This is a genomic window from Pedobacter sp. TM02 (genome assembly GCF_059705275.1).
Window position 1 is genome coordinate 2,203,472 of the sequence record NZ_AP046530.1, and the last position, 25,037, is coordinate 2,228,508.

General features: G+C 42.1%; 18 protein-coding genes and 1 tRNA gene. 9 read left to right on the forward strand and 10 right to left on the reverse strand.

Translation table 11 applies throughout. The features are described from left to right. Positions 1 to 115 precede the first annotated feature (115 nt). A tRNA-Lys gene (locus AC6H1S_RS09235) sits at positions 116 to 188 on the forward strand. An 85-nt stretch (positions 189 to 273) separates the two neighbouring features. Here the strand turns inward: AC6H1S_RS09235 and AC6H1S_RS09240 are convergent. After that, positions 274 to 1,065, reverse strand: coding sequence for a CPBP family intramembrane glutamic endopeptidase (locus AC6H1S_RS09240; RefSeq protein ID WP_497565994.1), 792 nt, complete (start codon positions 1,063 to 1,065; stop codon positions 274 to 276). 217 nt (positions 1,066 to 1,282) lie between these two features. Here AC6H1S_RS09240 and AC6H1S_RS09245 point away from each other — a divergent pair, with 217 nt between their 5' ends. The 4 genes from AC6H1S_RS09245 (at position 1,283) to AC6H1S_RS09260 (ending at position 6,032) form a co-directional block, all read left to right on the forward strand. Then, on the forward strand, positions 1,283 to 2,386 hold the full coding sequence (locus tag AC6H1S_RS09245; RefSeq protein ID WP_497565995.1) for a sensor histidine kinase: 1,104 nt from the start codon (positions 1,283 to 1,285) through the stop codon (positions 2,384 to 2,386). Next, entirely contained in the window at positions 2,383 to 3,084 is a 702-nt protein-coding gene (locus AC6H1S_RS09250; RefSeq protein WP_497565996.1) for a LytR/AlgR family response regulator transcription factor, read from the forward strand. Before AC6H1S_RS09245 ends, AC6H1S_RS09250 begins: the two co-directional genes overlap by 4 nt. A 340-nt stretch (positions 3,085 to 3,424) precedes the next feature. After that, positions 3,425 to 4,489, forward strand: coding sequence for a protein kinase domain-containing protein (locus tag AC6H1S_RS09255; protein ID WP_497565997.1), 1,065 nt, complete (start codon positions 3,425 to 3,427; stop codon positions 4,487 to 4,489). After that, positions 4,482 to 6,032: a tetratricopeptide repeat protein gene (locus AC6H1S_RS09260; protein WP_497565998.1), complete on the forward strand. Its 1,551-nt coding sequence runs from the start codon at positions 4,482 to 4,484 to the stop codon at positions 6,030 to 6,032. Before AC6H1S_RS09255 ends, AC6H1S_RS09260 begins: the two co-directional genes overlap by 8 nt. Before the next feature lie 339 nt (positions 6,033 to 6,371). Here AC6H1S_RS09260 and AC6H1S_RS09265 read toward each other — a convergent pair whose 3' ends face one another. Continuing rightward, the gene (locus tag AC6H1S_RS09265; RefSeq protein ID WP_497565999.1) at positions 6,372 to 6,962 is read right to left on the reverse strand and encodes a hypothetical protein; all 591 of its coding nucleotides are present in this window, start codon (positions 6,960 to 6,962) and stop codon (positions 6,372 to 6,374) included. 100 nt (positions 6,963 to 7,062) lie between these two features. Further along, a complete protein-coding gene (locus AC6H1S_RS09270) occupies positions 7,063 to 7,518 on the reverse strand; it encodes a JAB domain-containing protein (protein WP_497566000.1) in 456 nt (151 codons plus the stop codon). 769 nt (positions 7,519 to 8,287) lie between these two features. Here AC6H1S_RS09270 and AC6H1S_RS09275 point away from each other — a divergent pair. Next, the gene (locus tag AC6H1S_RS09275) at positions 8,288 to 8,896 is read left to right on the forward strand and encodes a fibronectin type III domain-containing protein (protein ID WP_497566001.1); all 609 of its coding nucleotides are present in this window, start codon (positions 8,288 to 8,290) and stop codon (positions 8,894 to 8,896) included. A 101-nt stretch (positions 8,897 to 8,997) separates the two neighbouring features. On the opposite strand, the gene AC6H1S_RS09280 is transcribed toward AC6H1S_RS09275, so the two are convergent. After that, positions 8,998 to 10,050 (reverse strand): DUF5694 domain-containing protein, encoded by a 1,053-nt coding sequence (locus AC6H1S_RS09280; protein WP_497566002.1) that lies wholly within the window; start codon positions 10,048 to 10,050, stop codon positions 8,998 to 9,000. A 490-nt stretch (positions 10,051 to 10,540) separates the two neighbouring features. Here AC6H1S_RS09280 and AC6H1S_RS09285 point away from each other — a divergent pair, with 490 nt between their 5' ends. From AC6H1S_RS09285 to AC6H1S_RS09295, 3 genes are all read left to right on the forward strand, one after another. Then, on the forward strand, positions 10,541 to 11,452 hold the full coding sequence (locus AC6H1S_RS09285) for a DnaJ C-terminal domain-containing protein (RefSeq protein ID WP_497566003.1): 912 nt from the start codon (positions 10,541 to 10,543) through the stop codon (positions 11,450 to 11,452). A gap of 2 nt (positions 11,453 to 11,454) precedes the next feature. Continuing rightward, positions 11,455 to 11,745, forward strand: a complete 291-nt coding sequence (locus tag AC6H1S_RS09290; RefSeq protein ID WP_199140534.1) for a chaperone modulator CbpM — start codon at positions 11,455 to 11,457, stop codon at positions 11,743 to 11,745. A 306-nt stretch (positions 11,746 to 12,051) separates the two neighbouring features. Further along, entirely contained in the window at positions 12,052 to 12,621 is a 570-nt protein-coding gene (locus AC6H1S_RS09295; RefSeq protein ID WP_199140535.1) for a dihydrofolate reductase family protein, read from the forward strand. Between the two features lie 189 nt (positions 12,622 to 12,810). Here the strand turns inward: AC6H1S_RS09295 and AC6H1S_RS09300 are convergent, their stop codons facing one another. The 6 genes from AC6H1S_RS09300 to AC6H1S_RS09325 all read right to left on the reverse strand — a co-directional run bounded on the left by AC6H1S_RS09300 (position 12,811) and on the right by AC6H1S_RS09325 (position 24,915). Next, positions 12,811 to 14,064: a DUF2264 domain-containing protein gene (locus tag AC6H1S_RS09300; RefSeq protein ID WP_497566004.1), complete on the reverse strand. Its 1,254-nt coding sequence runs from the start codon at positions 14,062 to 14,064 to the stop codon at positions 12,811 to 12,813. Beyond that, the gene (locus AC6H1S_RS09305; protein ID WP_497566005.1) at positions 14,052 to 15,233 is read right to left on the reverse strand and encodes a glycoside hydrolase family 88 protein; all 1,182 of its coding nucleotides are present in this window, start codon (positions 15,231 to 15,233) and stop codon (positions 14,052 to 14,054) included. Before AC6H1S_RS09305 ends, AC6H1S_RS09300 begins: the two co-directional genes overlap by 13 nt. A gap of 185 nt (positions 15,234 to 15,418) precedes the next feature. After that, a complete protein-coding gene (locus tag AC6H1S_RS09310) occupies positions 15,419 to 17,173 on the reverse strand; it encodes a RagB/SusD family nutrient uptake outer membrane protein (RefSeq protein ID WP_497566006.1) in 1,755 nt (584 codons plus the stop codon). 10 nt (positions 17,174 to 17,183) lie between these two features. After that, positions 17,184 to 20,279 (reverse strand): SusC/RagA family TonB-linked outer membrane protein, encoded by a 3,096-nt coding sequence (locus AC6H1S_RS09315; RefSeq protein ID WP_497566007.1) that lies wholly within the window; start codon positions 20,277 to 20,279, stop codon positions 17,184 to 17,186. A gap of 18 nt (positions 20,280 to 20,297) precedes the next feature. Further along, positions 20,298 to 21,953, reverse strand: coding sequence for a RagB/SusD family nutrient uptake outer membrane protein (locus AC6H1S_RS09320; RefSeq protein ID WP_497566008.1), 1,656 nt, complete (start codon positions 21,951 to 21,953; stop codon positions 20,298 to 20,300). Between the two features lie 4 nt (positions 21,954 to 21,957). After that, entirely contained in the window at positions 21,958 to 24,915 is a 2,958-nt protein-coding gene (locus tag AC6H1S_RS09325; RefSeq protein ID WP_497566009.1) for a SusC/RagA family TonB-linked outer membrane protein, read from the reverse strand. Positions 24,916 to 25,037 lie beyond the last annotated feature (122 nt).

Below are 25,037 nucleotides of genomic sequence, written 5' to 3' on the forward strand. Positions count from 1 at the left end.
TTTCCTTATAAATCAGTAAAGTACGGCCTTAACAAAAAAAAGTCTTGCAGGAAATTAATCATAACCCTATATTTGCAGCACTTTAAAACAAAGCGACAAGCTGATTGATAAAGTAGATTCCGTAGCTCAGTTGGTAGAGCATTACACTTTTAATGTAGTGGTCCTGGGTTCGAGTCCCAGCGGGATCACAAAAAGGAGACGATCAAAAGATTGTCTCCTTTTTTGTTTTAGGCATTTACCATTGGCCAATGGGTTGAAACATTTAAAATATCCTTAACTGGCTGGATCTATTATGCTAGCTTGCTTAAACTTCCAGATTAAAATTATTGCACTTATTACAACAAAAAAATACGGCAATGATATATTGAACATGTTATAATCAGTATTGCTTTCTTGGATAATTACCAATGCACTATTCTTGGCTCCAGCCGTTCGAGGAATAAGCTCTTGTGCATAGTTCCAGCCCAGATGAATGCCAATAGGAAACATCAGGTTCCTTGATTTTAGAAATGCCAAGCCAAACAAAATAGAGCCCATTCCGGTAGAAAGCATGACCATAACAACTTCTTTTGTTTGCATGCCAGAACTTACGTGCATCAGCCCAAAGGGCACTGCAATTAGCAATTGTGCAATCCATGGCCTGTAGTTTCTTAGTAGTGTTTGGAACGGATAGCCCCTAAAAACAAATTCTTGCACAAATGCCGACCACAGACATACCAAAAAGGTAACCATGATAAAAATGGGATCGATGTGCTTGCGTATGCTCCAATTATCTTTGGTAAGACAAAGCGTTAGGACAAAAGTTATGAGCAACATCACTACACCTATGCCCAGGCCTTGAAAAAAATCTCGCACCGATTTCTTGTCTTTTGGCCAAAAGCCAATAGAAGAAAGTGTCCGCTCATCAAGCTTAAGCAATGCCCAGCTCATGAACAGGGCAATGAGGAAGAAAAACAGAAAATCGTTGAGCCTAGGAATTGTACCTGCAACTGCCGTGGCTACCCACAAAACAAGAAAATAAAATAAAACCTTCGCCCACGAAGGTGCTAACCAGAGTGTTTTCATTACATTAATTTTCTGCAAATAGGCCTTTTGGTTTCGGGCCTGCAACTTTAATCGGCACAGCGGCAGAAAAGCCATATAAAACCGTCTTTTGGGGCAACAAGGAAAATAATCAGCATGCCAGAGGTGTTAGTTGCTTGGTTACAGGCTTTCGTCGCCATATTTGGCCTGCCCGTCGTTATCATTTGCGGTACAGCACAGAAAAGCTGATATTTATAGCATGCAGACCGCCAAGTTCATCGAAAAGATCTATTCAAAAATCGAAATCAGGATAAGCCTGCATCTGCTCTTTTGGGCGCTTCTTTTTGGGGCCAAGTTGTACCTTATTCATATTTCGTTTAATGTGTACAATTCGTTGCCAACAGCCACACACCTATTGCTGGCATTGGCCAGCACCATGGTTTTGGCCATGTTTTACTATTTGGCCGTTTATGTGATCCTGCCCAAAACCTTGCTGAAAAAACGATATTTACTGTGCTTTGTACTTATGGCAGTAGCAGTGTTCTGCTATACTGTTCTTGATGCCTTTCTAGAGCTATCTATCATAGGTGCTTGTAAGACCTGCGATAACCTGCTCAGTCGAGAATATGCGACTTATCTAGCCCGCGGACTGATCAATGTAGCATTAACAAGAATTTTGAGCCTGGGCACTCCTATCTTTTTGTTGTTTGCACTTTGCATTCCGTTTAGCATTAAGATGGGCATTATGGCCTTTAGAAACAACATCCGCGCACTAGAGCTGGCTAAAGAGAACCTACAACTCGAGTTCAGTTTTTTAAAGGCACAGTTAAACCCTCATTTTCTTTTTAACGCCATGAACAATATCTACGGCCTAATCCTCAGTGGCGAAAAGGAAAAATCGGCCGGATTGGTATCGAGGCTTTCCGAACTGCTGCGCTATACGCTATATGATAGCAACGAAGACCTGATGCCGATAGCGCGAGAACTGAAATTGATGAACGATTACATAGAACTTGAAAAGGTAAGACTGAACGAAACCAAAGTAAATTTTAGATGCAATATAGACCATGACGATTACTACATTGCCCCTCTTTTGCTGATGCCATTGATTGAAAATGCATTTAAATACAACCATGATTCGGCACAGTCTTATATAGACATCTTTCTTGACCTCTTGCATGGAAAGCTCAGGTTTACCATAGAGAACTGTACAAGAGATGACCAGGGCCGCACTACCTCATCAGGTGGCATTGGCATCAATAACCTTAAGAAACGGCTAGAGCTCTACTATAAGGACAATTATTGGTACGAAGCATCGGTCTTAAACGATGTGTATGCTGTTAACTTAACCATCCAGCTATGATCAAACTCAACAGCCTTATCGTTGACGACGAGCCAATTGCGAGAAACCTGCTAGAAAGCTATATAGAGCGCATACCCGAAGTGGTGCTTGTAAAAAAATGCAAGAATGCCACAGAGGCGTACAACGCGCTTCACGAAAGCCCTATAGATCTTGTTTTTTTGGATATACAAATGCCAACCATTACCGGAACAGAATTCTTGCGGTCGTTGCGCAAACCGCCTCTTGTTATTTTTACTACGGCCCATGCCAATTTTGCGCTGGAAGGCTTTGAACTCAACTCGGTAGACTATCTGCTAAAGCCCATCGTTTTTGAACGATTTTACCAGGCTGTACAAAAGGCAATAGACCGCAGAACGCTTGTTGCACCTCGGTTGGCACAAGAGGCACCCAGCCATATCTTTGTTAGGCAGCATGCTAAACTGGTACGCATAGAACATGCCGATATAGAATTTATTAAGGCAGAAAAAGATTTTTGTTGGATCTTTTGTAAAGAAAAAACACAATATTTTGTGTCCATGCACCTTAAAATGCTTGAGGATATGCTCCCTCCAAACAAGTTTCAACGTACCCATCGGTCTTATTTGGTAAACCTATCGAAAATCAAGGCCTTAAAGGGAAACGTGCTTAGCCTGGCTTTAGAAGAAATTCCGATTGGAGAAAACTACAGGCAGTTATTGTTAGAAAAATTGGGGCTTTAGCTTGCTTATAGTACCCTAGTTTGAAGAATTGCCATACATCTTATTCAAGCCACAAATTCCAGCGGGATCACAGAAAGCCTTACAGAAATGTGAGGCTTTTTTGTTCTAGCAAGAATTCAGTATCCTGCTACTAAACTATCCACCAAAACCTTCCAACAGTCTTCTTAGTTCGTTCGGTGAATTTTTCTGTTCAATAACGAAAAAAACACTTAGCTATTTTACAACGAGTATTAAACAATAAATCATAAAAATTCTTTTGACATTATAAAATAGGATAAATTAGAGTTCTAAAACTATTTCCAAAAAATAGTGCTAAGGTGTTAAAAGATAATTTTATAAAATGAGTCAAGCAGATATAGCTGCCCATAATTTATTAGGGGTGAAAATAAAGGAAAAATGGAATGTTATTGAAAAAATCGAACCGAAAGATGGAGGTACGGGTGGTTTTTTCAGTGTATGTTACAAAGTTTCTGATGGAAAAGAAATTGCTTTTTTAAAAGCGCTAAATTTTAATGCTTTTTTTCAGATGTTTCCTAACCAGAGTATTGTTAAAATTCTTCAGGAGCAAACCAACGCATTCGAATTTGAAAAAAATCTTCTTTTTATGTGTAGGGAGAAGCGACTTACAAAAGTATCAATGATCATAGATGAAGGTGAACTTTTTCTAAATGATTTTTCAATACCTAATGTTCCTTTTTTGATTTTTGAGATTGCTGAAGGTGATATTAGGTCTAATATCAAGTTTTCATCAAATTCTGATTTAGCTTGGAAAATAAAATCTCTCCATGATATTGCGATTGGTTTAGAACAGCTACATAAAGTTGAAATTAGCCATCAAGATCTTAAACCTTCGAACGTACTTATGTACAAAAAATCTACTACTTCTAAAATAGGAGATTTAGGTCGGTCATTATGTGCTAGTATTAAGGCTCCTCATGACGATGGTTTTTCTTTTACTGGTCAAATGAATTATGCCCCACCCGAGTTTTTATATGGGTATATTCAGCACGATTGGAATATGAGAGTAAGCTCAACAGATATGTATTTGTTTGGCAGCTTAATAACTTACTACTTTTTAGGCATTAATATGACGGCATTGCTTTTTAAACATCTTGATATTCGTTTTCGATGGAATGTTTTCGAAGGGAAATTTGAAGATGTAAAGGATTATCTTATTGATGCTTATACAAAATCCATAATTGAAATTAAATCGGTTTTAGGCAATAATGAGTTTTCTACGGACTTAATTGAATTGATTGAGTATTGTTGTTATCCAATTCCTGAAGAAAGAGGACATAGAAAAAATCTTATTGAAAGAGGGAATCAATTTAGTTTTAAGAGAGCAGTTTCAAAACTAGATCTTATTAAAAGAAGGGTATTATTAAAGATTTATAAAAATGTCTAATATTTATGAGATAAAAAACAGACTTTTAGTCCCAAACTGGAGGGATTTCAAAAGAACAGCTTTGATTGGTGAGTTAGGATTTAACAATATTCCTAGAGATACAAAAACTGACAATAGTGCAATAAAATTTGATTGGAAAAATAATAAGACGATTGGGATCGCAGCAGACTTGATTAGTAATTCTTTCGTTTCAAACGAATTGCAAAGCAAAGAATTGGCGGCTGCCATTTCCTTTATAGAAGGAAATCAGCAAGAAGCATCCAAGTCTCTACTATCCTTAATTGAAAAAATCAAGATCGAAGTTAATCCTAATTCTGAAAATATAAATACAATTTTAGAAAAGAACATAAGCAATATTGATGAATTTAATTCAATAACCAATGTAGATTTGTTCAATAAAATAATAGCTAAAACTAAAAACCTTACAAAAAGTTATAGTGAAAATGCTATTTATTGGATGGAATTGGCTAGGCTTTATACTATAAAGAATCAATTAGATAAAGCAGAAAAGTGTGTTGCTATTGCATTAAATTTAGCTCCTGATAATCGTTTTATACTTAGATCTTCGACTAGATTCTACATTCATAGCTGTCAAGAGGAAAAAGCGATATATTACTTAAGAAAATCACAAACTACAAAAACAGACCCATGGCTAATATCTGCTCATATTGCTTCTTCTAAGTTGATTGGGAGATATTCTCCGTTTATTAAGAATGGCATAGCGATTATAAATGGGAAGAATTTTTCAAATTTTGATCTAACAGAATTAGCTAGTTCTTTAGGCACATTAGAATTTGAAAGCGGATCATTTAAAAAGTCTAAGCCTTTTCTGGATTTATCAGTAATACAACCTAATGACAATAGCCTAGCGCAATTTGAATGGATTAGTAAAAAGGATATTAGATTTATATTTAGACCAAAACTTTTTGAAACAGTTAAAAATCCGTTTGAAGCTTCTGCATATGAAAATTTCCAAAAAGGTGAATTCGTTCAAGCGTTTCATAGTTGCATCAATTGGTATCTAGACTTCCCGTATTCTAAAAGACCTTTGATGTTCGGGTCATATATAGCTGCTCTCATAGAAGATCATAATGCTTCTATAATATTGAGTTCTGTAGGACTAAGGTTCGATAGAAAAGATATAAATTTTATAAATAACATTATTTATTCATTATGCTTAAAGAATGACTTAGAAGAAGTTGAGAAATATCTAAAAGTTCTCGATAGAGATTTATTGAATAGTTTAGAGGATGAAGAGAAGATAATGATCCAAGCTACACTTGGTCTTTATAGTTTAAGACTAAAAAATATTGATGAAGGAATGAAACTATATGAATTGGCATTAGAAAATGCAAAAAAAATAAATAGTGCTTATTATTATAATTTGGCGCTAATAAATTATACTAGGGAATTATTTTTGCTTCATCATCCAAGATTTAAAGACATATATGAATTATTTAAAAGCATTAAAAGCACAGATATCGACATTAAGTATCAAAAAGAAATCTTAAGTCAAACAGTCCTTAAAATTCAATTAAAATAATTTCCTTTATGTTTATTGCATTGTTCTTTAAACTAAACTAGAAAGGCAGCTTAAATTGGTAACTTTGCGGTTGATTGAGTGTTCGATTAACTTCTATTCTCTTAAGATAAATTTTCTTACAATCCTCAATAAAAGTGTTTGGAATTTCGACCAATGGATTAAAAAAGCCTCACAAACTTGGGGCTTTTAATCCTAATATTCCAGCTAGTTCTGTAAGCTATCTTGTATAAAATATTTCTAAATCACCAATAGGTATCCACCAGCTTCCTAAATAACTTTACAACTAAATTTGCTTTTGTTTAACAAGATTAAAATTGCAAAACAAATATTTTCAATAAATTATAAGTCATCCTTAGCTTTGGCTTTTATTATGCTACTGTTGGTTTTATCTGAATATATAAGCTTAACAAAACATTTCCTTATACTTTCGTGATCGATAGATAATTCGATTGTTCCTGTTTGTAGCTCAAAAATGGAATAATATTTACATCTGTCAAACCTGACTTCGTACATTTTTGATTGATCGTCCCTTGGTTCAGAATTAGATCTGGTATTAAATTTTTCTTCTTCAGTTACTGGTTTACCGTATTTTTCGGTGAGCATTTCTTTCAGATCAAAGTAATTTCCCGAAAGTGTTGACCATGTTTCTTTTTCTGGAAATACGACAGATATTTTATATACTAAATCCTTTTGTTTAAGCGTAGAAACACCAACAGTACAATCTTTATAGCCTGCAAAATCTCCATTTAAAGTTGCCGTGCCATTATCTGTTTCCAAATGTTTGAAGCCATTTTCCTTCATTTTAACAACATATTGTTCAAGTGTCCCGTTAATCTGAACACCTTTAAAAGTCAGATGAGTTGTTTGGCCTTGGACAAATGAAATGATTGAAAATAGAAAAATAATCGATGTTAAAAGTTTTAATCTCATAGCGTTAATTTTATTATTCAAAATTAAGTTTTTTTTCAAAATAGAAAGACCCTAAAACCTAGTGGTTTAGTTAGGCTCTGATTGATGGCCTCCATAAAATTTAAAACACATACCCATTCTCCATAAAAGAGTAGCTGCTATCATTGCCCAATATAAAATGATCTACCACGGCAACCTTTAACAGCTTGCCCGCCTGTACAATCTCGTCTGTTAATTTATAATCGGCCTTAGAGGGCATCACCTGCCCGCTGGGGTGGTTGTGCGCTATAATGAGGCTGTTGGCCAAACAACCAAAAGCCAAACCAAATATCAGCCTTACATCAACCAAAGAGCCGTTAATGGCACCCGTATGCAGGCAGCGCCAACAGATTGCCTCGTTGGCTGTATTAAGGTACAGCACATAAAACTGTTCTTGTACGGTAAGCAAGTCTTTGTTCCATATACTGCGCAAAAAGCGTTCGGCCACTTTGCTGTTTTCAATTTTTACGGGGTTGGGCAATGGCCTGTAGCTAAACTGTAGCTCTGCCTTGGCTAATTGGTTTTTCGGTGTTCGCATCTTGAAAAACTTTTAAAAGACCAGGTCGCTGCGAACACCAACCGGTAAACCGGTAAGAATACAGTACTTTCAACTGCTCGCCTGGATATCGTAAATATAGGTAATTAACTTGGATTGCTCCCAGTTGGTGTTCGCATAATAAAAATACGCATTAAACATTGTTATTGCAAGTTTTTCACCCACCGTTGTTGTTAAATTATTATCGTTTCTTTACTTTTTAATTAACTTATAATCAACCAATTAAACCAATAAATTACTTGACAAGGTTTTGTTTTATTCCTAAATTGAGTACAGCAAGTACGTACCTGTTCGGGCATCCCCAAAACCTAAAAATTTTCGGAACCGGTAGCCAAAAGCATAACATAAGCCTATGATCTAAAACCATTGGTTATGCCAGTTTTCTGTGTTAGCGCATCAGCAACCCTCCCATTTAAGCCCCTGCCCGAGCAAAGGTGCCGCTTGCCCCCTATTGTTTGCCCAAAATGGCCAATTGCAATAAGCATTTAAACAAGAATGAATAACAAAAACGCTTTTGTTAATCTCCAAAAAGCCAAAGGCAATTACAGTTGGCCAATTGTGGATGATAAAAAGTGATAGGCAGTTTTGATAAACAGCATTGCTTATCAGCAATTACAGTTTGCAGACCTGCAATTTAAAATAGCCAACCAGCAATTGAACCATGTAGACTAACAATTAACCCGCATTAATTACAATTTTTTTGATGTAAACAGCTTTTGAGGCCAACTACATCGAACAAAAAAGAACTACCATGAAAAAAGCAAAACTCATTATCGGTTTTAACCGATTTCGCAATAAAGAACTGCTAACCAAAGCGCAGTTTATTTTAGACAGCATGATAGGCAACAATAATTTCGAAACCTTTGCAAGCGACCTTGCCAAACTAAAAGAAAATGTGCTCAATTACGCCCTTGCATTAAGCAAGGCCGAATCGCGCAGCATGGCCGATGTTGCCGCCATGCATCAGGCGCGCAAAACATTGGAAGAGCAATTGAGAGATATTGCCCTGCGCGTTGAATCGCATGCCAAGGGCGACGAGGTAACATTGCTGAGCTCTGGTTTTAGCTTGGCAAAAAACAACTTGCCCATAGGCATTTTGCCCAAGCCAGAGAATTTTACGCTCGAGCCCCATAACAAGGGCACGATAGACCTAAGCCTGGATTCTATACACGGGGCCAACAGCTACCTGTACGAATACAAAATGGTTGGCACAGAGACTTGGACCATAAAAGTTGGAACCAAAAGCAAACTCACGCTTAACGGCCTTAGCAGCGGTGCTGAATACGAATTTAGGGTGGCCGGTATCGGCGCTGCAGCAGACAGGGTTTACAGCGATATTATCAAGAGCTTTATATTATAAGACAAAAAGGCTTCTGGTTAAAAATCAGGAGCCTTTTTATATACCGGTTTACGAAACGTAAGTGTGTTTGCAAAAGCCCACCCTTAAAACTTGGGTACGGCCTATTTGAACTGATCAATGTTCTTTACCCTTACATTGGGCATGGTCTTGAAAATGTCCTGCATGTATTTTCTATGGTTGGCTCCCGCAATGACCACTACCCTTTTAGCTCCCGCCTTTTTGGCCCTGGCTACCACATTATGGCACATACCCTCGTTTCTCCTAATCCACCAATGTATTTTTGACAACATTTCTTCTTTAGGAAAACCCTTCATTTGATACATAACGGGCAAGTAAAAATCTCCCGAGGCCGAAATTTCGGAGGCCTCATCGGTATTCAGCCATTCTGTTACCCTATTGGAAGTCATTTCTATCTGATCGTATTTTTTAAAGCCATTATTAATGGCGGTCAAAGCCGATTTTAACTGATTTTTAAGGGAATCGGTAAGGTCTTTCCTAAACAAAGCGAATTTAGCGTCGAATGCTTCCCAAGAGGCTTGCCAATTCAGATCGTATTCCTGGCTATCCATAGCAAGCAGTTCTTTGATGCCCAACTCCTGCATCATGGGAAAGGCGATATACGCATATTCGGAAGTTTTAAGCCTTCTCATGCTACGTCCAGTGGTATCTAACCGAGGGCTAAGCAGCTTGTCGACGTAGCTTTCGAGCTCGGCATTGGGCTGCTGCTGCAGGAAATGGTGAACTTGCCAAAATTGATAGTGTCCATTTGCCACATCCTGATCAAGGTAATAAGCATGGGCCAGCTCGGCTTTTACGCGATAATCATTGGGCTGTTGCAACGATCGTTTCTTTAAACTGTCTATGGTACGCGGCAATAGCTCTTCTTGTATCGGTCTATTGCTCCTCAGCATTTTTAGCCGATTGATATTTGGCTGCTTACACCAATAATCCATCACCAGGCGCTCGTCTTCTTTACTCAAAAACTCGCCAAAAAAGGCATCGGGCTTAAACTTTCTGATTTTATTGTGGATGCTGGAAAAATCTTGTTTAGGGTATTTGCTATAATCATGAGAAACACCTATCAGCAAAACCTCAATATCCTGTGCGCTAGCGTTTATCGAAAGGAATAAAAATAAAAAAAAGAGATACTTCATGTTCTTGTGCTTCCGGTTTGGTTAAGTGATTTGTTGGTTTTATTGCTCAGCATTAGGCCCATCTTCATCTTTGAATTCTCCCTGCTGCAGCTCCAGTTGAATTTATTTTTCAATATATCAATATGGATCTCCAGATTGGCCGTGAATGAAATAGGGATCTAAAGGAATTCTGTATAAAGATAATGATTAGCCGATTTAATCTTGGCATCAGGTCAAAATTAAGCAAAAGCAATTGTTAACATAGTTATAAATCATATTGAAACCCAAAGGCTAGTCTCTATTTGCAGAAAATGTTAGCGGCAACAGTAGTGTGCGTTGGAGTTCGCTTATCCCACCATCCTTAAAATCCAGCATATCCATCACAGCGTAATTGCCTTTTCTTGCCGTGTCGTCAAGGTTACGATACTCTTTTTGTTTCCTTTCTGTTGCAGTATTGATTAGATTAGTGCATAAATTAGTATATAAATAGATAAGTAATTATATTCAGAGAATGGAATACGTTGATTACTACAAAATCCTGGGCGTAGATAAAAATGCAACTGCCGATGATATCAAAAAGGCCTACCGCAAGCTGGCCAGGAAGCATCATCCGGACTTAAATCCGGATAATGCGGAAGCCGAAAAGCTTTTTCAGCAGCTTAATGAGGCCAACGAGGTACTGAGCGACCCGGAAAAACGAAAAAAATACGACCAATACGGCGCCAATTGGAAACACGGCGAGCAATATGAAGAAACGCGCCGTCAACAACAATCGCAAAGCCATGGCCAGGGAAATCCCTTCGGCCAGGGTGGCCAGCATTATTCGTTTGAAGGCGATGATGGCGATTACTCTGATTTTTTCGCCTCCATGTTCGGCAACCGTGGAACAGGGCGCAAAACACAGTTCAGGGGGCAGGACTACAGGGCTGCTGTTCAGCTCAACCTAAGCGATGTTTTCAAAACCCAGCAACAAACATTTACGGTAGACGGCAAAAACATACGGATTACCGTACCTGCCGGAATTGAAGATGGGCAGGAAATCAAAATTGCAGGCTATGGCGGCGTGGGTACAAATGGAGGGCCAAAGGGCGATCTCTATATTACTTTCAACATCCACAACAACACCAGTTTTGTACGCAAAGGAAACGACCTGTATGTTAAGCAGCCATTGGCGCTCTATAAGGCAATGCTGGGCGGCCAACAAACCATTCATACCATCGATGGCACGGTCAAGCTGAAAATCGCTCCCGAAACGCAGAACGGCACCAAGGTTCGCCTAAAGGGAAAAGGCATGCCGGTGTATAAAAAAGAGGGTAGCTATGGCGATCTGTATGTAACCTATGAGCTTGAGATACCCCAAAACCTATCGGAAAAAGAGAAAGAATTGTTTAATCAATTGGCAGCAGAACGCCACATCAGTTAATTATGGCTACGAGTAAAAAAATATCCGTCGATCAGCTATGCGTATATTACGAGGTCGAAACAAAATTTGTATATGCCCTACATGACCACGGCTTGATCACCTTGGCCAAGTCGAAAAAAGGCTATGAAATCGATTTTGAGCACCTTGGCGATTTTGAAAGATTTGTACATCTTCATTATGAGCTGGAAATCAACATGGAAGGTCTTGAGGCAATTACGCACCTGCTTGACCGTGTAAAGCTACTGCAGCAAGAAATCAAACAATTAAGAAAAAAGGACATCCATGAAGCCTGATTTTGAGCCCGATATTTTTAAATAAAGAAAACCGTATAGGCTACTCGATTTGAGAAACATAGCCTAATGGGCTTAAAACTCTTCCTTTTTAGATTCTTAAATTTGTTAGGGTAACAACTATCAAACCTTGTAGGGCTTTCTTTTGAGGTGTTCGCTTAACCTGCCCCAAAAATCCTGATTTTGCAACTGGTGTACCTTTTCTATACAAATGGTAGAAAAAGCACCCTTTATTGTCGTGATTGCACAACACCTGTACAACTATTCGCCCATAGCTTTGTATTGATAAAACAACCTAATTTAAACACCATGAGAAAAATCAGAATTTTCGAGCACATCTCGCTTGATGGCGTGATAGAACACGATGGAGACTATACCTATGGCGCATGGACCACGGCCTACCGAAGTCCTGACGGGGCAGCCCTGCTTTTTGAAGCCTACGGCCCAAACTTCGACCTGTTGCTTGGCCGCAAAACCTATGATATATTTAGCAGTTTTTGGCCCAATGCCGGAGATTTCCCTATGGCCAATGCCATAAATGCGGCCACCAAACACATTGCTACCCACAGGCCCGAGAGCTTGAAATGGGGACCGGTACTGGGTTTAGGCGATGATGTTATAGAGTCGATTCGAGAACTCAAACTGATGGATGGCCCAGATCTGATCGTGGTGGGAAGTTCTACCTTAACCTCTGTGCTGCTTGACCAAGGACTGGCCGACGAGGTTATCCTCATCACCTACCCGGTTCTGCTTGGCCATGGCAAACGTTTACTCGCCGATGGCATCGATGCCCGCGAACTTGCCTTTGTTGATTCGAAAGCCACGCCTACCGGCTTGCTGATCAACACTTACAAGCATCTCGGGTCGCTAAGCAAATAGAGAAAAGTTTTGGCCATAAAAAAAGTCCTTTCGACCATGCGAAAGAACTGGAGAGCTTATTAATTTGATGGTCGGTTATTTCAAAAGCCACCTGGTTTGGTTGGTACCACCGGCACCTCCATACTGGCTTAAAATAGGTGTGTGCATTTGTTGCATTATACCCGTTACATTTGACGGAAGTCCATCGGTTTAATATTCTACTTTATAATCTTTTTTTAGTGCGGCACCGCCCCAAGCTTTAACCGAGGTCCATGGCGCAGGCGGGCCTGTCCAGAAAGCATTGTCGGCCGGCAAACCAAGGGCAAGAAAACCCAAAGTAGCCATGTAGAGGCTTCCGGTGGAAGTATAGGTATCGGCAATCATGGGTTGATGTCCGTTAAAGCCCAACAGCAGCCAGCCATTTTGATCAAAATTCTGGTGGCCATCGTACATGTTGTGCATGACCTTGGTTAGCGCGGCACGTACTTGTGTAGGCTGGATCCATTGAGGCAGTTTTTCCATGAGCGCTACCTGGGCCAGTACCTGAAAAGCGGCCGTTCTATAGGTAATTGAGCGGCCGTAAGCCGGATAGGTACCATCGGGTGCAATAACACGTTCCAAGTATTCGGCATAACGGATCATGCGTTTCAAGGCAGAATCATAGTCGGTTTGCGATGCCCTTCCCTTTTTAACCATGATGCCCAACAAATCGACCAGCATGGGATGGATGACATAAGAATTATAGTAATCCATGCTAAATTTTGAACCATCGCTGTACCAACCGTCGCCAACATACCATTCTTTCATTTTGTTGAGCGAAAACTGGATGCGGGCCGGGTCGTACTGTTCGCCTATGCTCATTAAAAAGCCCTCTGTAAGGCCCGCAAACAGCAACCAGTTGTTGTAGGCCCCACTCCGGTCGCGCAAAGATTTAAACTCTGTAACAAAGCGCTTTTTGGTTGTTTCGTCCAGAGGCTCCCAAAGTGCTTTTGGCGCACGCAAAAAAGCATGGGCTACATAAGCAGCATCTACAATAGGCTGATATTCGACACGGTAATTGATATAGTCGGGATTGGCTGGATCGACCGAATTGGCCAAAGCCTTTAGCAGTTCTGTGCGCAACTGTTTGCGCATTTTGCCTTCTTCGGTATCGTCGTCTGGCAAGGCAAGCCAGGGCGCTACACCGGCCATGGTACGGCCCAGGGCTTCTAAGTAAGTTACCTTTTCACGGTTGCCGTCATGATTTTCGGGTGTTTCAATGGGCATGTTTTTTTTCAGCGTGCCATTGGCCAAGTTGTGGATTACCGGATAAGAAATCTTGTAGAGCGTGTTGGCCCAAAAAATCCGGTCTTGTGCACCTGTGGCTTCTTTTGTTTTTTGAGCGGCTACCGCGAGTGCGACACAAACGAGCACAAATGTGGATAGGAATTTAACTTTCATCGCATTGCTGATTACAGGTACCATTTTTTATATCTTGCCAATGCTTCCAAATAATAATAGTCGGCATAAATAAGCGGCACATCTATTTCGCTGTTCATCGGATAGGCGCCCGTGCTGTGCATCAGCAAAAAGCCTCCATTTTCGCCAAGCTTGGCCCTATAGTCGGGACTGGCAAGGGTATGCAACATGGTTTCGGCAGCTTGTATAAACTCCTTTTTTTCTTCTTTGGCAGTATATTGGCCTAATTCGAGCAAGGCCGAGGCGATGATCGCTCCTGCAGAAGCATCGCGTTTGGCAAACGGAATGCCTTGCGCATCGAAATCCCAAAACGGAATTTTATCGGCAGGCAGGTTTGGATGATTTAAAATAAAATGGGCAATTCCCTTAGCCTGCTTCAGGTATTTTTGGTCTTTGGTAAAGCGATACATCAAAGTATAGCCATACAGGGCCCAGCTTTGTCCGCGCGACCATGAAGAACAATCGGCAGCACCTTGCCAAGTGGCCTTTTTCTTCACTTTTCCGGTTTCCAAATCATAGTCTACAACATGATAGGAACTAAAATCTGGACGAAAGTGATTGGCCAAGGTCGTATTGGCGTGCGTAATGGCTATCTCTTTGTATTTTTTGTCTCCTCCATTTTCGGTTGCCCAAGTGAGCATCTCCAGGTTCATCATGTTATCTATGATTACTGGACAGTTCCAATATTTGCTCTTGTTCCACGATTGTATAGACTTAATACTTGGCCGGTAGCGGGTAGACAATGATTCGGCCGAACGCAGGATAATCGACTTGTATTCGGGCTTATTGGTTAACCGGTAGGCATTGCCGAAGCTGCAATACATCATAAAGCCCAAATCGTGGTTTCCGGTAAATGTTTGGTTAGGCTCAATAACTTTCAGTGCGTTTTCTGCCTCCTGCTTAATGCTTTCATCGCGGGTTTGCTCGTAAATATTCCACAAACTGCCCGAATAAAAACCGCTGCACCACCATTTGATATCATAATTGACGGGCTTGCCGTCTTTAAAGGATTGTGGCGTTTTACCTTCAGCTATGTTTTTGGCTAAAACCTTGTATTGTTTGCCTGCAAATTCAAATTCTTCTTTGATCAGCTGCGCCCAAGGCTTTTGGGCCTCTTGGGCATTACTTTTAGAAAACGCAGCTAAAAAAGCAAAGGCTATCAGTAGTCTCTTCATGTTTCTTTATAGTTCAATAAATTATTTCTCTTGTTCTTAAATATTGGGATAACCTTTTGTTTTGTTGTATTCCTTTAAGCCAACGCCTGCTTGATTAAAGGCTTTAAAGTGATGAAAAGGCATCTCCCAATGGAACAAAGGGAGATGGCCTTAACCTAACTAACCAAAAAAATAAGCGTTCAAAATTACCAACCCGGATTTTGAACCAGCGCAGTACTCCTTCCAATTTCTAAACTCATGATCGGAAACAAGTAGAATTTTTCGGTAAAAAGGTATGGTGTATACACATTCCTGGTGCCATAGGTATAGGTGTTGTTGGCGTTTTTGGTTACGGTAGTTCCAATCGGAGTAAAATTTAACTCCTGCATAGCCGTTTTCCAGCGACGTACGTCCCACATCCTATGTTCTTCGAAGGCAAGTTCTACCTTGTATTCGTTTTGGATTACTTTGCGCATTTCTTCTTGGGTCATGCCGGCTTTGAGGCCGTAGTTGCCCGAAACACCTGCACTTACACCCGCACGGATACGCAATTGTTTAAGTGCATCGTAAACTTCTGTGGTTGCACCGCTGTATTCGTTTTTGGCTTCGGCATAGCCCAATAAAATTTCGGCATAACGCAACAATGGCCAGCAACGCTCGGTAGCACCCGTTCCATCTTCGTTCAGCATTTTTCTGATAAAGTAGCTCGAATTAACCGATGAGTTGGTGTAGGCATCTGCCGTTCCAGAGTTTGCATAGCTGGCTATTTTGATCTTTGCATTGCTGGTATTGAACCAATCGGCACCATTAAACAAGATACTGTTGTAAAAGCGCGGATCGCGGTTGAGGTAAGGATTGTTCGCGTCATAACCCGAAGCCGGGTCGTCGATAGGCAAACCATTGCTCATGCCATAAGAATTTACCATCTGCAAAATTGGCACAGCACGGTAGCCATCGCCCAACGAAGGTACACGCAACCAGCTTTCTAAAGTGGTGTTGTTACCTTCCATCTTGGCCAGGATGTACTCGTTGTTGTAGCGTTTCTGGAAAACTTTGTAATAGCCGTAACCATTTCTGGTGGTATTGTCTACATAAAGGCCATAGCTTCCCAAATCCATCACTGCTTTCATGGCCTGCATTGCCGTATTCCATCTTTCTTTGTCGTAAGTTGGATACGAAGTGATGGCTTTTAGCGTAGCGTCGGTGGCAATGGAACCACCGTTAAACAAAGGACTTGCCGCATACAAAAGGGTTCTGGCTTTTACGGCTAAGGCTGCGCCTTTGGTGGCTCTGCCATAATCTTGCGCAATTTGCGTTTCGAAGCTTGGCAAAGCCGCGGCCGCCGCATCCAGCTCTGCAACAATATACTTTACGCAATCGCTATAGCTGCTTCGCGGCACTTCTATCTTGTCTTCAATGTCAAACACCTTATCGCCGATCAAAGGCACACCTGCATAGCTTCTTACCAGCAAAAAGTAGTACCAGGCTCGTAAAAACCGAGCTTGCGCAATCCAGTATGATTTGGTTTGGGCCGAAACAGGGGTTTCGTTAATGCGTTGCATCAATAAATTGCATCGTCTGATGTTGGCCCATGGCACGGTCCACATTTCAGAAATTCCGGCTACCGATGTTTCAGGCGACAAATTTCCGACCGCCATCAGTGGCGCAGTGTTTTGAAGTCCGTTATAGCGATAGGGCGAAGCCTCGCCGCCAACCACCATGTGGCCTCCGGCGGCAAATCTCGACAAGCCCTGGTAGCCATCGCTCATCTGGAAAGTAAATCCGATATCGTAATAGATCCGGTTAAGGAACATGGAAGTGTACGTGCTGTCTTTAAATACAGCATCTCCATTAAGGTCGTTCGAAACCTGAGGGTCGAGGAAATCGCTTCCTTTTTTACAGCCCTGCGCAACAATCAGAGCACCGATTGCTACAACAAATAAAATTACTTTGCTTTTCATATCAAATTTCTTAAAAAGTAACATTTACGCCTAAATTGAAAGTACGTTGGGCAGGATAACCGGTATTGGCTCCCCCTATCGACTCTGGGTCTACCTGGTACTTCTTGTTTACATTGGTTTTGGTAAACAGCATATTGCCGTTGGTGTATACCCGAACCCCCTTTAATCCAACTGGTTTTATCCACGAATCAGGCAATTGGTAAGAAAACTCGGCGGTTCTCAAACGAACATACCAGGCTTCGAGCAACCAGAAATCGGAGAAAAACGTTCTGGCGTCGTTGATGCTGGTACCGCCCAATGCCGGATATTGCGCCGTGGCGGCTGTTTCTGGTGTCCACCTTAACAGTTGCAGTGGCTGGTAGTTGCTAAAGCCAAGACCTTCAGAGTTTAATGCAATCGAGAAATTGTACGATCCCTGGAAGGCTAAAGCCAGACCAAAGCCCTTGTAGTTAAAGTTCAAATTCAAGCCAATTACATTTGATGGCAAGCTAGGCGAACCAATTGCTCTCCTATCGTACGCATCAATTACCTTGTCGCCATTGATATCGAGATATTTCAAGTCGCCCGGTCTCGGGGTAATACTGGGCTTGGCTACGTTCGGATCGGCGATATCGGCTGCACTGTAAAAGCCATTAAACAAATAGCCAAAGTTCTGACCAATAGAATGACCTGTTTCGGCCAACCATGGATATCTAGGCTGTGCTTCGTCTTTTTCGATGATTTTGTTCTTAGAGAAACTGTAGGTCAGGTTTACACTATAGCCAAAATCCTTTAACTGGTTTTTATAGGTTATTTCCCCATCCCATCCGTTACGTTCAACTATACCCAAGTTTACAGGCGGCAGGCTTGCCCCGAAAATTCCTGAGATACTTGATCTATTGGTCAGGATGTCATAGCGTTTTCCATAAAAACGGTCGGCTACGATATTCAGCTTGTTCTTAAACATATTCAGGTCTACCCCAAAGTTGGTTTGCAGGTCTTTTTCCCAAGTCACGTCCAAGTTGGCCAAACGTCCTTCGGTAACACCGTTAAAGTTAGTTCCCGGAGTTTGTCCAAACTGCGTACCATTGCCTGTGGTATAAGTTTGCTGATAAACATAACCGAAGTTGCCGGCTACCCCATCATTACCCGTTAAACCTCTTGATGCGCGAAGCTTGAAGACATCAACAAAAGGCAGTGCTTTTTGAAAGAATTTTTCTTCGGCAATATTCCAGGCAACCGAGGCAGCCGGGAAGAAGCCATAACGTTTTGAGGTTTGGAACCTGTCAGAACCATTGTAGCCGCCAATAAACTCCACCAAATATTTTTGCTTGTAGTTGTAGCCAAAACGACCGGTATATCTTCTATACACCCAAGGCAAATTTGTTCCATCACGGCCAACATCAGATTTTTGGTCGATCAAAACCGTTCCATAGGCACGATGGTCTTTAAACGTGTTATCGTAGTTCAATATTCCCTGGATTTGCAACACCTTTAAGGCTAAGCCTGTAGAAGTAGAAAGCGAAGGAGGTGGCAGCCTGTACAAGTTTGCCGTAGCCAAACGATACGAACCATCGGCCGAATTATAATAGTAAGAAGGGAAACTAGAACGGCTTAACGTACGGTTGTTGCTTTGGCTACTGGCATAAGAAATATTGGCTTTTGCCGAAAGCCCCTTGGTTAAAAAGTCTAATTTTTGCGTAGCTCCAAATACGGCATTCAAATCGTTGGCATAATCGCGGCTATAACCGTTGGTGGCTAATTTGGCGACGATGTTTTGCGATGAATTGGTGGCCTTATTTTCGCCATAAGTACCGTTAGGGTTGTAAATGGGATAAGCATAGGGCGCCAAGATAAACAGCTCTGTCATTAAAAGGCCGTCGTAAATCGTTCCCCTGTTCAAAGGTCTGTTGGTGGTACCAAAACGACCGTTCACATCAACCCTGAACGACAGGTTTTTATTGGCCTGAATGTCCAGGTTTGAGCGGAAATTGTAACGGTTGTACCAAAAGGCACTGTTGTATCCTGATTCCTGTCCAAAGTTCTTGAACATACCGTCCTGAGAAATGTAACCGCCCGAAATGAAATATTTTACGGTATTGCTACCTCCCGAGATGTCGATGTTGGTACGGTATTGTGGCGCCGATTTCCTGGTCAGCGTACCCCACCAATCTACATCAGGGTGTCCGTAAGGATCGGCTCCGGTGCGGAAAAGTTCCAAATCCTGTGGCGTAAATGTGGTTGTAGTCATTCCCGAGTTCTTTTCGGCCTCTGTTAACAACGAAGCATTTTCGTACGACCTTAAGAATTTGGGTCTGTAAGACCAGGTTTGTAAAGCGAACTCCTGCCTTAAGTTGATAGATGGCTTGCCGGTTTGACCACGTTTTGTGGTAATGACCAAAACACCATTCGCGCCCCTTAACCCGTAAATGGCTGTTGTGGCGGCATCTTTCAAGATTGAAATGCTTTCAATTTCATTCGGATCGAGGCGCTGTACGTCGCTCATGTTGTATTCGATGTCATCGACAATAATCAGCGCATTATTCGAACTTCCAAGCGAGGTTGTTCCGGCTACGCTACTTGTTGTACCGTTGGCCGCCGTTACCCCTACGTAAGAAGACACGCCTCTGATAAAGAATTGTGAAGCATCTAACCCTGGCTGGCCACTACGCTGTACGGCGAAAAAGCCAGGCAAACGTCCTTGCAGGGAGTTTTGCAGGTTGGTGGTAGGGTTTTGCTTCAGATCCTTATTGGTAATGCTGCTTACCGAACCGGTATTGGTCAGTTTTTTTTGTGTACCATATCCCAATACTACGATTTCTTCCAAGCCTTTGGTGTCTTCGGCCATGGTAATATTGATGGTTTTTTGGTTTGGTGTAATGCTCACCTCTTTGGTTAAATAGCCAACCAGCTTGAACACCAAAACCTTTTCTTGTTTTAAGGTTAATATGAAATGGCCATTATTATCGGTAGAGGTACCATTTGTGGAAAGGTTTTTTTCATAAACGCTTACACCAACCAACGGTCCTTTGTCGTCAGAGACGTTTCCCGAAATTTGTTGCGCTTGGGCAAGGATAACAGGCAACATGAAGAGGCCTATTAATAGACTATATATAGATATTTTCATAGTTTTCTAAGCTAAATGTTACCAACCTGGATTTTGTTGAAGTCTGTTGTTCTTTACCATTTCCGAATAAGGGATTGGGTATAGATACATCTTGGGTACCGTGAACACAGCTGTAATTACAGGTACACGAGCATAGCTCAATACACCTGTGCTTGTATTTTTGGTGATGCGTATGCCTGTTAGTGGCCTGTTCATTACCTGTTCGGCTATTTTCCAGCGACGGATATCCCAAAAGCGTTGCTCTTCAAAAGCCATCTCTACTCGGCGCTCGTGGCGGATCACATCCCGCATCTGCGCCTGGGTTAAACCCGCTGCCAAGGCAAAAGGGTTAAGTCCGGCACGTTGCCTAATAGCTTGTACAGCTGCATATACGGTTGCATCAGGGCCGGAGGCTTCATTCTTGGCTTCGGCATAGTTGAGCAATACTTCTGCATACCTGAAAATCGGGAAGTTATGGGTTACCGATGCGTAAGTTGTTCCGCTGGTGTTGCTGCCCATAAACTTGCGGGCATAATAGCCTGTACGGGTTTGTGTAGATACGCCTCCTGGTCTATCGCGGCCTCCATCAAAGGCTTCAACACCTCTGCCCAGCCAGGTCATACCATTATGAAAAATGGTTTGGTAAAAGCGCGGGTCGCGATTTACATAAGGATTGTTTTCGTTGTAGCCAGAAGTAGCGTCGGTAATGGCTTTACCATTAGCCATTTCAAAAGCATCAACCAATTCTTGGGTAGGACTTGTTCGGCCTTGGCTAACTGTATTGTTGGCCAAATAACCCACCGGAGAATTTGAATATTCGACGGTATTGCTGTTGGCTGCCTGAAAAGCAAAAATGACTTCACGACTGGTACGCGACAGGAAGGCATTGGCATAGGTTCCCTCCAAGGCGAACTTGCCACTTGAGATATCCATAATTGCTTTGGCGGCATCGGCGGCCTTGGTCCATTTGGTCAGATCGTTTTGGGTATTATACAAAGGACTGGCCGCATAAAGCAACATTCTTGCTTTCAGGGCCATAGCGGCACCCTGGGTTGCCCTGCCCAAATTGGTATTGTCAATAGGATCTTTTCGCAACTGTGGCATGACGGCATCGCATTCGGATACGATGTAGTTTACGCACTCGTCATAACTGTTGCGAGGCAGGTTCAAATCGTCGGTAAAACTGAATACCCTATCTCCAATTAAAGGAACGCCACCAAAACGCTTTACCAGCTCAAAGTAAAACAACGTCCTTAAAAACCTTGCTTCAGCTTTCCAATAGCCCTTATTGGCTGCATTGGAACTGATCAGGTTAATCTTGTCGATATTGGCCAGCATGATATTGGCCAGCCTAATGCCCGTATAGTTTTTACTAAAAGCATCGTCCGGATTGTTGTTGGCGGTCAGCATTGAGCGGGTAAAACTTTCAATACTGGTATTCAGGCCAGAGGCAATGGCATCGTCAGATCCGGCATCAAGGTAGTTGTTGTCGATTCTGTTGTAGCCGTTAGGCACATAAGTATAGATATTGTTCAAGAACTGCTCTGTATAGTAGCCGATAGAATCGGTGGTATCAAACACGATGTCTTCCTTCAGATTCTGCAAGGGCTCTTTTTCGATCAGGTTCTTTTGGCAACTGGCTATGGTAAAAACACATCCTGCCAATACCAAAATATTTAGATATTTCGTTTTCATAATTTTAAAACTTCACGTTAACACCCATGTTCATTACTCGTTGCAACGGATATTGATTGGTTAAACCCTCAGGGTCCAAATAGTCAAGTGGCGTTGCGGTCAACAGGTTTTGTCCGTTTACAAAGAACCGTACATTGCTCAATTTTAGTTTTGTTGACCATTTGAGCGGCAAGGTATAGCCGACTTCCGCATTTTTTAATCGAACATAGCTGGCCGAGCGGTACCAGAAAGACGAAGTAGCCTGATTATGCGCCGCGTTGGCGATAGACAGCCTAGGGAAGGTTGCCGTAGCAGCTGTTTGCGGTGTCCATCTTTCCAGGTCGATTGGCCAGGCCTGCCCCTTGCCATTGTTGGTAAAGGCAAAAGTGCGGTTGCCTCCAATGTTTGCATAGCGGTTGGCATTGCCTTCAACCAGAACAGACAGGTCTAAACCTTTCCATGAGAAACCAAAGGAAACACCGTAGATCAAAATAGGCTTGTTTGGCGTAATTGGCGCCACATCTAAATAGTTGATCACGCCATCGCCATTAAGGTCGGCATACTTGATGTCGCCGCCTTTGGCCACATAGCCCTCTGTACTTGGCGAGGCCGCCGCTTCGGCATCAGATGAGAATAATCCCTGGGCAATATAGCCAAAGGCCTGTCCTACCTGTTGGCCGGTTCTGTTCATGTAGCTGTAAGGCTGATTAACCTCATCAAAGTAAAGCGACTTGCTTCGTCTTGCCGTAAAGTTTCCTGAAACAAAATAGTTGAATTCTCCGCTTTTTCCGTTATAGGTAAGCTCAAACTCTGTACCTGTATAGCGCTCGCGTCCAATGTTTTCGTTTGGATACGCCGTACCTAACAAGCCCGTGTTTTTGCCTCTAACCTGGGCAAGATCAAAAAAGCGGTTGTTGTAGTAATCTACGCCTAATGTAAACTTGTCATGGAATAAGCCCAAGTCCATGCCTACATTAATTTTATCGGCTTTTTCCCAAGTAATATCGGGATTAGCCAAAGCGCCCATGGTTACTCCCGAAACACTGGTAGCTCCACTGCCGATGACATAGCTGTTTCCACCTCCGTAGTATTGTCCATAAGCAAAATAACCGACATTAATATTGCCATTACGGCCATAAGTTGTTCTTAATTTCAAGTTGCTCAGCCAGTTTTTTGTTCCCGCCATAAAAGGCTCGTCAGAAATAACCCAACCCAAGCCTATGGAAGGAAAAAATCCCCATCTCTTGCCTGGCGCATAACCGTTAAAGCCACTATAGCTTAGGGCAACCTCAGCCAAATAACGGTTTTTATAGGCGTAGCTGGCCTGTGTACCCACTACGTTATAAATAGCGGGAAGGTTTGCATAAGCGCTTACCACGTTTTGCGTATTGCCAATCAGCAATACATCCAACGAATGGTCGGTTGCCCAATCCTTGCTGTAACCGGCGCGCACATCAAGGTAAACGTTTCTGGAAATGCTTTGGCTGATGCCACTAGGGTTGCCCAATTGGCCATTGGCGCTGTATTGCTGGTAAGTAACCGCACTGGTGCTGCTGTTCACCAATCGTTGAAAAGAAGCATAGGTTTTGTTCCTGTTGGTTACTTCAGATAAACTTGTATTGTAGGTTCCGGCCACACGTACCCATAAACCCGGCAATACGGCATCTAAAGTCTTCTTAAGTGCCACATCAAAAGACAAATCCCTGTTGTAGCGTTGGGTATAACCCGATCTGGTAGAAAGTCCCCAAATATTGCTTTGATAATCGGATGAAGTACCCAAACTATCGCCCCTCACAAAAACCGGATAGGCATTGTTTGGCGTGCTGTACAAGGCATTGAAAATGTTATCTGACGATGTACCTGGTTCGTTGCCACCCTGTATCCTGCCGTAAACGCCTACGTTTAGCGACAAAGTTTTGGTTAAACTTGCTTCGATATTTGAACGGATAGAAACACGATTGAAGTTGGTATTGGTATTATATGGATTCTTGTCATCGGTTTTGAATAAGCCATCGTTAGAGAGCAAGTCGACCGAAGTGAAGTATTTTGCAGTTTTAGAGGCACCAGAGGCGTACAGGTTGTACCTCGAGTACCACGATTTAGGTTCTAGTATAGTATTGAACCAATCTACATTAGGGTGTCCTAGCGGATCAGTGCCATTTTGATAGGCCTGTATATCGGCATCGCTGTATACACGCGAACCTCCGTCGTTTACCATGGCCTCGTTAAAAAGCGTTGCCCATTGCGCGGCGCCTAACGGACGCTGAATCTGTAAAGGTTTTTGTACTCCGGTTTGTGCTTTTAACGAAATTTGGAGCCTTCCGGGCTGGCCACTTCTGGTTTTGATAGAAACCACACCATTCGAACCGCGCTGGCCTAACAAAGCCGTAGACAAACCGTCTTTCAATACGGTTATCGATTCGATTTCTTCAGGCGCCATAGAAAGGTAATCGCGAAAAACGCCATCCACCATAATGCCTGGCGTTTGCCCTCTCAGTGTCAACGAAGCCCCGTCGAATATCGGATTGCCACTTCCATTGTTTACCTTGAGGCCTGCCAAACGACCAGCAATGGCATTGCGCACATTGTTTACAGGCGCCTTAACCAGGTCTTCGTTCCCCACTTCGGCAACCGACTGGAGCAACCTGCTTTTCGACACTTTTTGGTACAACAGGTTAACGGTTTTGCCTGCAATTTGTTCAAGCTTAATTTCTTTGAGGTTTTCTTTAGATGCCGATACGGTTTTGACCTGATAGCCGTCGAGCGAAAAACGAACGGCAGCACCCAAGGTAGTGCTCAGTTGAAAATGACCTAAACGATCGGTTGTAAAATCGGTTCCATCAACCGTAATGGTTACGCCTTCTAAGGCTTGTCCGCTTTGGTCGGACACAATACCTTCAAACTGGACAGACTGCCCGTAACTTGTTGCCGGAAGGTTAAACAGCAACAGTAAGATTGCATAAAATAGATAGATGTTTCTCATACTCTAGGTTAAGTTTATTGGTTAGAAGCTTAATAGCATGGTTCCACCTGCCTTTAGGTGGCGCTTGTTGTGGATTGGTTTCTTGCTCGCTCTCCTTTCTTTTCTATGAAAACAGTAAATAG